Below are 6,225 nucleotides of genomic sequence, written 5' to 3' on the forward strand. Positions count from 1 at the left end.
CCCGGCAATCAGTCTCCGGCGCTGATCCGCAGGCCCATCGCCACCGCCAGTGGCCCCAGACTCAACGCCAACGCCAGCAGCGCGCCCAATACCGCCAGCAACCCCTGGGTGGGAGAGCCGTCCACGGCGGCGCGCACCACACCGGCGCCGAACACCAGCACCGGAACATAAAGCGGCAGAATCAGCAGCGCCAGCAGAATACCGCCACGATTCAACCCCACGGTCAACGCCGCGCCGATGGCACCGATCACCGTCAGTGTCGGTGTTCCCAACAGCACGCTGTAAGTCAGCGTGGCCAGTGCCGGCACCGGCAACTGCATCATATAACCCAGCAACGGCGCCAGCAGCGCCAGCGGCAGTCCGGTCAGCAGCCAGTGCGCCAGCAACTTGGCCGACACCGGCAGCACCGACACCACCGGCGCGGTCAGCATCTGATCCAGGGCACCGCTTTCCTGGTCACGGCGGAACAGCCCGTCCAACGACAGCATCACCGCCAGCAGCGCCGCCACCCAGACCACGCCCGGCGCCACCAGCGCCAACAACTCCGGCTTCGGTGACAGCCCCAACGGGAACAGGCTGACCACCACCATGAAAAAGAACAACGGCTGCACCATATCCGCCGGAGATCGCCAGATCAGGGTCAGTTCCCGGCGCAGGGTCGCCCACCAGGGTCCGTTCATGCCGGTGCCTCCGCGCCCAGATGCAGCCGCCGCACATCATCGCCGACCCGGTGGTGGGAGGTATACAGCACTAAAGTGCCGTTGCCGGCGGCATCGCGTATGCGCTGGTCCAGGCGCGCCACGCCGTTCTGGTCGATGGCGGTGTAGGGTTCGTCCAGGATCCACACTTTTTTCGGCGCCAGCCACAGCCGTGCCAGTGCCACCCGGCGCTTCTGACCGGCGGAGAGATGCGCCGCCGGCACGTCTTCGAAACCGTACAGGTCCACCGCGTCCAGGGCCGCGTCCACGTCGCCCGGCTGGTTGTTCAGCGCGGCGCTGAAACGCAGATTCTCACGGGCGGTCAGTTCTTCCCGCACACCGGGCTGATGACCGAGATAGAGCAGGTCCGGCGCCAGCGGTGAATGCCAGCGCACCTCGCCTTCATAGAACCCATGCAATCCCACCAGAATCCGCAGCAGAGTGGTCTTGCCCGCCCCGTTGGCGCCGGTGATCTGCCAGATCTCGCCGGCGCTGGCCTGGAACGCCAGATCACGGAACAGCACGCGCTCATCCCGTTCGCACTGGAGCTGCCGGACGGTCAGACGAAGGGAGTCACAGCTCATGGGGCTCCTGATCGGGAAATAGTGGGCTCGGGTCGGCGGCGCAGTATAGCATGTATTTCCACTACTATTAGTGGGACAAAACAGCATACGGGAGAGACCATGGGCATCGAAATCGAACGCAAATTCCGGGTCCGCGACAGCGCCTTTCTCGACGGCCGCGACGGCGAGCGGCTGACCCAGGGCTACCTCAGCCACGATAAGCGGGCCACGGTACGGGTGCGGATCAAGGGCGAGCATGCCTGGCTTACCATCAAGGGGGAAACCCACGGCGCCAGCCGCAGCGAGTTCGAATACCCGATCCCGCCCGACGACGCCCGCGCCATGCTCGACGAACTGTGCGGAGAAGGCGTCATCGACAAAACCCGCTACCTCGTTCCTCACCAGGGTCACACCTGGGAGGTGGATGTCTTCCACGGCGATAACCAGGGCCTGATCATCGCCGAACTGGAACTGGACCACGAAGACCAGCCCTTCCCCCACCCCGACTGGCTCGGCGACGAAGTCACCGGCGACCCTCGCTACTACAACAGCGCGCTGAGCAAAACACCGTATAAAACAGTTGACAGTGGACAGTTGACAGCGAAAGACAAAAACAGGTGATCTTTAGCCACTGTGGGAAGCTTGCTTGCAAGCGAATGGAGTTCGTTCAGGCGCTTGACGACATTCGCTTGCAAGCAAGCTTCCCACAGAAAAGGCATGAATCGATTTTGTTGATACGCAAATAGCTTTTGCACTTCCGCATTTCTTTTCGCTGTCAACTATCAACTGATTCACCTATCAACTGCCTTTCCTTTGCTCTATTATGGTGCACGCTCCAAGGACGACCTCGGGGCGCGGCCTTGATGGCCGCTTCTTCCGGGGACGACCCCGCCACGAAAAGGACCTCCTCATGGCGTGGTATCTGCTGTTCCTCGCGGGTTTGCTGGAAACCGGCTGGGCCATCGGGCTCAAATACACCGAGGGTTTCACCCGCCCGCTCCCCTCCGTGCTGACCATCACGGCCATGGCCATCAGTTTCTGGCTGCTGGCCACGGCGATGAAAACCCTGCCGGTGGGCACCGCCTACGCGGTATGGACCGGCATCGGCGCCACAGGCGCGGTGATCCTCGGTATCGTGCTGTTCCAGGAGCCGGCGACGCTGGCGCGTCTGTTGTGCGTGGTCGCCATTGTCGGCGGCATTATTGGTCTCAAGCTGGTCGGCTGACCTGGCGGATACCGGACAGATGTTCGAAGCACAGCGCCTCGGCGGTCTCCATGAAATCCTGAATGAAGGGCACCGCCTGATCGCCCTGGCGTACCGCGGCATACAAGGTACGCCAGACCCCCTCCTCGCCCAGTCGCACGCTGTTCACCAGCCCCAGATCGAGGTACTCGGTGAGCGCCCAGTTCGGTAGCGCCGCCACGCCACGTCCCGCCGCCACCAATTGCACCATCATCGGCGTCAACTCGGCGGTGCGCACGGAACCAGGCGCCATTCCCGCGGGATCGAGAAAGGCGGTGAACACGTCCAGCCGTTCGCGCTCCACCGGATAAGTAATCAAGGTCTGTTCCGCCAGTGCCCCCGGCTCGATGAAGCGCCGCGCCGCCCATTCACTGTCACGCGCCACCGCCAACACCAGCTCATAGCGGAACAGCGGCAGGTAGCACACCGCCGGGTCGTCCACCGGGTCCGACGTCACCACCATGTCCAGATCGCCCCGGGTCAGCGCGGTCAGCGGCTCGAAGCCGAAGGCGGCGGACAGATCCAGCTCCACTTCCGGCCAGTCCTCGCGGAAGCGATCCAGCGCCGGCATCAGCCACTGGAAGCAGGAGTGGCATTCAATGGCGATGTGCAGGCGGCCGCTATCCCCGGCGGAAAGCCGTTTCAGTTCGGTCTCGGTTTTCTTCACCAGTGGCAGAATCTGCCGCGCCAACGCCAGCAGACGGGCGCCGGCGGTGGTGAAACGCACCGGCCGGGTACGCCGCACGATCAGTTCCAGTCCCAGCCGGTGCTCCAGATCCTTCAATTGATGCGACAACGCCGACTGGGTGACATGCAGCCGCTCCGCGGCTTCCACCAGGGAGCCGGCATCGTCGATGGCCTGGAGAGTCCGCAGGTGGCGTAGTTCCAACATGGTCAGAGGCTCCCACGCCACACGCCGACACACCCGCACGCTAGCCCTGGGCCCCCTGCTCCAATCGCCTCAATCATGAGAATTCCTCATTTTCAACTTTAGATATTTGATTTTGCCTCATACCCCAAGGTCCGCACAATGTCCCTCATCCCTGCCTGACGCCAGTTGCCCCTGGCATGCCGGCGTGCAGGCGTGTCGTGTGTCAGCGAATTTAAAGGACCGATCATGACCACCTTGCACAATCTGGGCTTCCCGCGCATCGGCGCCCGCCGGGAATTGAAACAGGCACAGGAAGCCTACTGGGGCGGTACCCTGCAACAAAGCGAACTGGAACATGTTGGCCGCAGTCTGCGCGAGCGGCACTGGGCCCTGCAGGCACAGGCCGGCGTCGATCTGCTGCCGGTGGGCGACTTCGCCTGGTACGACCAGATTCTGGAATTCTCCTGCCTGCTCGGCGTGGTGCCGGCGCGCTTCGGCCAGGACGCCGCTGCCGACGTGGATCTGGATACCCTGTTCCGCATGGCCCGTGGCCGCGCGCCCACCGGCACCCCGGCGGCCGCCTGCGAAATGACCAAGTGGTTCGACACCAACTACCATTACATCGTGCCGGAACTGGCCGCCGATCAGAACTTCCGCATCGCCCGCGAGAGTCTGTTCGAGCAGGTGGAGGAAGCCAAGGCGCTCGGCCACCAGCCGAAACCAGTGATCCCCGGCCCGCTGACTTACCTTTACCTGAGCAAGGGCGAGGGTTTCGACGGCGCCGATGACAGCGCCAAGCTGGCTCTGCTGGAGACTCTGATTCCGGTTTACCGCCGGATTCTGCAGCGGCTGGCGGATCAAGGCGTGCAATGGGTGCAGATCGACGAGCCGATCCTGGTGCTGGATCTGCCCGACGCCTGGCAGCGCGCCTACCTGCGGGTGTATGACCAACTGGCCGCCGCCAGCACCGCCCGTCTGCTGCTGGCCACCTATTTCGGCGCGCTGAAGAACAACCTGTTCACCGCCCTGGAACTGCCGGTGGCCGGCCTGCACCTGGACCGGGTACGCGGCGATGACGATCTGGAACAGGTGATCGGTCGGCTCGGCGACAAAGTACTCTCCCTCGGCTACATCAACGGCCGCAATATCTGGCGTACCGATCTCGACGCCGCCCTGTCGGCGCTGCAACCGGTCAAGGACGCACTCGGCGACCGTCTGTGGCTGGCGCCCTCCTGTTCCCTGCTGCACAGCCCGGTGGACCTGGACCAGGAAGACAAGCTCGACAGCGAACTGAAAAGCTGGCTCAGCTTCGCCAAACAGAAGCTGGACGAACTGGCGCTGCTGGGCGGCGCGCTGGACGGCGATGCCGCCGCCGAGTCGGGCCTGCAAGCACAACGCGAGGCACTGCGGGCACGCGCCGAATCCATCCGTATCCACAACCCGGCGGTGGCCGAGCGGATCGCCGCCAGCGGCGATCTTTCCCGCGACCGTCTGAGCCCGTTCGCGGAACGTATCGCCAAACAACAGGACGCGCTGAAGCTGCCGGCGTTCCCCACCACCACCATTGGCTCCTTCCCGCAGACCCGGGAAATCCGCGAAGCGCGCCGGGACTGGAAAGCCGGCAAGCTCGACGACGCCGCCTACACCGAACAGATGAAGCAGGAAATCGCCCGCTGCATCCGTTATCAGGAAGAAGTGGAACTGGACGTGCTGGTGCACGGTGAAGCCGAACGCAATGACATGGTGGAGTACTTCGGTGAGCTGCTGGAGGGCTTCGCCTTCACCCGCTTCGGCTGGGTGCAAAGCTACGGTTCCCGTTGCGTGAAACCGCCGATCATTTTCGGCGACGTGCAGCGTCCCAACCCGATGACGGTGGAATGGGCCCGCTACGCCCAGTCCCTGACCGATAAACCGGTGAAGGGCATGCTCACCGGACCGGTGACGATTCTGCAATGGTCCTTCGTGCGCGACGATCAGCCCCGCTCGGAAACCTGCAAGCAGATCGCCCTGGCCCTGCGTGACGAGGTGCGGGATCTGGAAAGCGCCGGCATCAAGGTGATTCAGATCGACGAGCCGGCCCTGCGCGAAGGCCTGCCGCTGCGCCAGGGGGAATGGCAGGCCTATCTGGACTGGGCGGTGGACTGCTTCCGTCTGGCCACCGTCGGTGTGGACGATGACACCCAGATCCATACCCACATGTGCTATTCCGAGTTCAACGACATCATCGAGGCGATCGCCGCGCTGGACGCGGACGTGATCACCATCGAGACCTCCCGCTCCAACATGGAGCTGCTGGACGCGTTCCGCGACTTCCAATACCCCAACGACATCGGTCCGGGGGTGTATGATATCCACTCCCCCAACGAACCGGACGTGGCCTGGATGGTCGGCTTGATGGAAAAAGCCGCCGAGCGGCTGCCGAAGGAACGCTTGTGGGTCAACCCGGATTGCGGCCTGAAAACCCGCAAGTGGGAGGAAACCCAGGGCGCCCTGGCCAACATGGTGGCCGCCGCCAAACAACTACGCACGGGGTAAAAACGGTCCATGGCGGCTTAGCGGGAGCCGTCATCCTCCATCAGGGACAGCGGAGCCGCGTTACGCCTTTGCGGGAACACCGTGAAGCAGAGTCCCGCAAAGGCGTAACGCGGCTCCGCTTCGAGTGAATCGCCGCTTTCCGAGCCTCAACAACGACGGACCTTTCAGGAAAGGTATTCGCTGCCAAGGCAGCTTGTATGTTGGCGTGGCAAGTCGATAGTAGGCAGAGAGACTTGTCGGGGTGGCGGGACCTAGGCAGCTTCTGACCCCTTCGGGTACAGACCGTGGGAGAAATGACCCCACCCCGCACCTACA

Annotated in this window: 6 protein-coding genes; 3 read left to right on the forward strand and 3 right to left on the reverse strand. The window is 63.6% G+C overall.

The annotated features are described in order from the left end of the window. Nucleotides 1–8: 8 nt before the first annotated feature. Together ccmB and ccmA are read right to left on the reverse strand one after the other, a co-directional pair. Entirely contained in the window at nucleotides 9–680 is a 672-nt protein-coding gene (ccmB, locus tag E0L37_RS16015; RefSeq protein ID WP_133492705.1) for a heme exporter protein CcmB, read from the reverse strand. Next, nucleotides 677–1,282 carry a cytochrome c biogenesis heme-transporting ATPase CcmA gene (gene ccmA, locus E0L37_RS16020; RefSeq protein WP_133492706.1) on the reverse strand — a complete coding sequence of 202 codons (606 nt, stop codon included), beginning with the start codon at nucleotides 1,280–1,282 and terminating at the stop codon, nucleotides 677–679. The genes ccmB and ccmA overlap by 4 nt, the downstream gene beginning before the upstream one ends. A gap of 99 nt (nucleotides 1,283–1,381) precedes the next feature. Between ccmA and E0L37_RS16025 the strand changes: the two genes are divergently transcribed. Together E0L37_RS16025 and sugE are read left to right on the forward strand one after the other, a co-directional pair. After that, nucleotides 1,382–1,882: a CYTH domain-containing protein gene (locus E0L37_RS16025; protein WP_133492707.1), complete on the forward strand. Its 501-nt coding sequence runs from the start codon at nucleotides 1,382–1,384 to the stop codon at nucleotides 1,880–1,882. Between the two features lie 289 nt (nucleotides 1,883–2,171). Then, nucleotides 2,172–2,486: a quaternary ammonium compound efflux SMR transporter SugE gene (gene sugE, locus E0L37_RS16030; protein ID WP_133492708.1), complete on the forward strand. Its 315-nt coding sequence runs from the start codon at nucleotides 2,172–2,174 to the stop codon at nucleotides 2,484–2,486. On the opposite strand, the gene E0L37_RS16035 is transcribed toward sugE, so the two are convergent. Then, nucleotides 2,470–3,396, reverse strand: coding sequence for a LysR family transcriptional regulator (locus E0L37_RS16035; RefSeq protein WP_133492709.1), 927 nt, complete (start codon nucleotides 3,394–3,396; stop codon nucleotides 2,470–2,472). The genes sugE and E0L37_RS16035 overlap by 17 nt on opposite strands. Nucleotides 3,397–3,621: 225 nt before the next feature. On the opposite strand from E0L37_RS16035, the gene metE reads away from it, so the two are divergent. After that, on the forward strand, nucleotides 3,622–5,910 hold the full coding sequence (gene metE, locus E0L37_RS16040) for a 5-methyltetrahydropteroyltriglutamate--homocysteine S-methyltransferase (RefSeq protein WP_133492710.1): 2,289 nt from the start codon (nucleotides 3,622–3,624) through the stop codon (nucleotides 5,908–5,910). The last annotated feature ends 315 nt before the right edge of the window (nucleotides 5,911–6,225 follow it).

This window comes from Alcanivorax sp. 24 (assembly GCF_004360225.1).
In the GTDB taxonomy this organism is placed as follows: domain Bacteria; phylum Pseudomonadota; class Gammaproteobacteria; order Pseudomonadales; family Alcanivoracaceae; genus Alloalcanivorax; species Alloalcanivorax xiamenensis.

Coding starts and splice junctions, on each gene's coding strand:
- ccmA (WP_133492706.1), bottom strand. CDS start 1,282: ATGAGCTGTGACTCCCTTCGTCTGACCGTCCGGCAGCTCCAGTGCGAA.
- ccmB (WP_133492705.1), bottom strand. CDS start 680: ATGAACGGACCCTGGTGGGCGACCCTGCGCCGGGAACTGACCCTGATC.
- sugE (WP_133492708.1), top strand. CDS start 2,172: ATGGCGTGGTATCTGCTGTTCCTCGCGGGTTTGCTGGAAACCGGCTGG.
- E0L37_RS16025 (WP_133492707.1), top strand. CDS start 1,382: ATGGGCATCGAAATCGAACGCAAATTCCGGGTCCGCGACAGCGCCTTT.
- E0L37_RS16035 (WP_133492709.1), bottom strand. CDS start 3,396: ATGTTGGAACTACGCCACCTGCGGACTCTCCAGGCCATCGACGATGCC.
- metE (WP_133492710.1), top strand. CDS start 3,622: ATGACCACCTTGCACAATCTGGGCTTCCCGCGCATCGGCGCCCGCCGG.